Origin of the sequence: Promicromonospora kroppenstedtii DSM 19349 (assembly GCF_000515355.1) — a bacterium.
Taxonomy (GTDB): domain Bacteria; phylum Actinomycetota; class Actinomycetes; order Actinomycetales; family Cellulomonadaceae; genus Promicromonospora; species Promicromonospora kroppenstedtii.
The window spans coordinates 2,277-3,820 of the sequence record NZ_KI911702.1; the positions used below are offsets into that span (position 1 = coordinate 2,277).

Consider the following 1,544-nt stretch of genomic DNA (forward strand, 5'->3'; position numbering starts at 1 on the left):
GGCCGTGGCTCCCGGGGAACCCGTAGTTTCCCCGGGAGCCACGGCCGGACAGCCGTTCGCGTTCCCTAGAAGAGGGTGTCCGACTCCCACGTGCGCCCGATGCCCGCCCCGGTCACGACCGGCGTCGGCCGTGTCACGGGTGCCACGCTCTCCCGGGGCTCGCCGGTGAGGCCCGCGCCCTGCAGCTCCGCGTCGGGGATCATCCCGCCGTCGGGCACCAGCATCTCGCCGACGCCGCCGCGTCCCGCGGCCCACTCCTCGGCGGCGAACCCGGCGAGCTGGTCGACCCGCTCGTTGTAGGGGTTGCCCACGTGACCGCGCACCCAGTGGAACCGGACGGGCCCGGTGCGCTCCGTGACGGCGCGGTCGATGTCCTGCACCAGGTCGAGGTTCGGCACGGGCTCGCCGGCGGGGGAGCGCCAGCCGTTGCGCTTCCACCCCTCCGACCACTCGGACACGGACCGGACGGCGTACTGCGAGCCGGACTCCACGAGCAGCGGCTCGCTGCCGGGATGCGCGTCGATCGCGCGGAGCAGAGCTGAGAGTGCCGCGACCTGATCGTTGCCCTGGGCCGCGCCGCCCGAGTCGAACTGCCCGCCCGCGTGGTTGATCCACGCCCATCCGATCGCGCCGCCCGGCGCGGCCGACCCGTGCGTGCTGACGATGATCACGGCGTCCATTGTGCATCCTTCTGCCCGAGAATCCGGACGCCGGGCCGGACCTGGCGCCCGATCGTGAGTTCGGGGCGGCGAAACCGGGACCAAGGCCCTACGAAACCCATGACCGGCGATCCATGGGCATGATGGCTGCGTGCCACACCTACCGTCCGACCCCCGCCGTCACTCGTCCGGCAGCGCACCCACGCCCGCGCAGCGCGCGCAGGAGCTGCACCCGTCCCGCCCGCGGACCCGCGCCGACATCCGGCGCTGGCGCCGCCTGCTGGCCGACGAGCGGGCCGAGGCGGCCGTCTACCGCGACCTGGCGGGGCGACGTACGGGGGAGGAGCGCGAGATCCTGCTCGCCCTGGCGCGCGCGGAGAAGCGGCACGAGTCGCACTGGCTGGAGCTCCTGGGGTCCGACGTCGGCGCGCCCGTGCGCGGCGATCTGCGGACCCGCGCCCTCGGGTTCCTCGCCCGCCGCTTCGGCGGCGTGTTCGTGCTGGCGCTCGCCCAGCGGGCCGAGGCCCGCTCCTCCTACGCGCACGACGCCGACGCGACCGTCACCATGGCGGCCGACGAGCAGATCCACGAGGAGGTGGTGCGCGCGCTGGCCACCCGCGGGCGCAACCGGCTCTCGGGCACGTTCCGCGCCGCGGTCTTCGGCGCCAACGACGGGTTGGTGTCCAACCTCGCGCTCGTGCTCGGCATCGGCGCCTCCGGCGTCGCGACGAGCACCGTGCTGCTCACCGGTCTCGCGGGCCTCCTGGCCGGCGCGCTCTCGATGGGCGCCGGTGAGTTCGTGTCCGTGCGCTCGCAGCGCGAGCTGCTCGAGGCGTCGTCGCCGTCACCCTCGGCCGACGACGCCCTGCCGCACCTCGACGTCGC

General features: G+C 74.8%; 2 protein-coding genes. One reads left to right on the plus strand and one right to left on the minus strand.

Features of this window, described 5'->3' with window-relative positions; translation table 11 throughout:
- Window positions 1-65: 65 nt before the first annotated feature.
- The gene (locus PROKR_RS18505) at window positions 66-680 is read right to left on the minus strand and encodes a ribonuclease H family protein (protein WP_051433131.1); all 615 of its coding nucleotides are present in this window, start codon (window positions 678-680) and stop codon (window positions 66-68) included.
- 130 nt (window positions 681-810) lie between these two features.
- Between PROKR_RS18505 and PROKR_RS18510 the strand changes: the two genes are divergently transcribed.
- Window positions 811-1,544: VIT1/CCC1 transporter family protein (locus tag PROKR_RS18510; protein ID WP_425414908.1), on the plus strand; the 734-nt coding region annotated here is incomplete at its 3' end.

Coding starts and splice junctions, on each gene's coding strand:
- PROKR_RS18505 (WP_051433131.1), bottom strand. CDS start 680: ATGGACGCCGTGATCATCGTCAGCACGCACGGGTCGGCCGCGCCGGGC.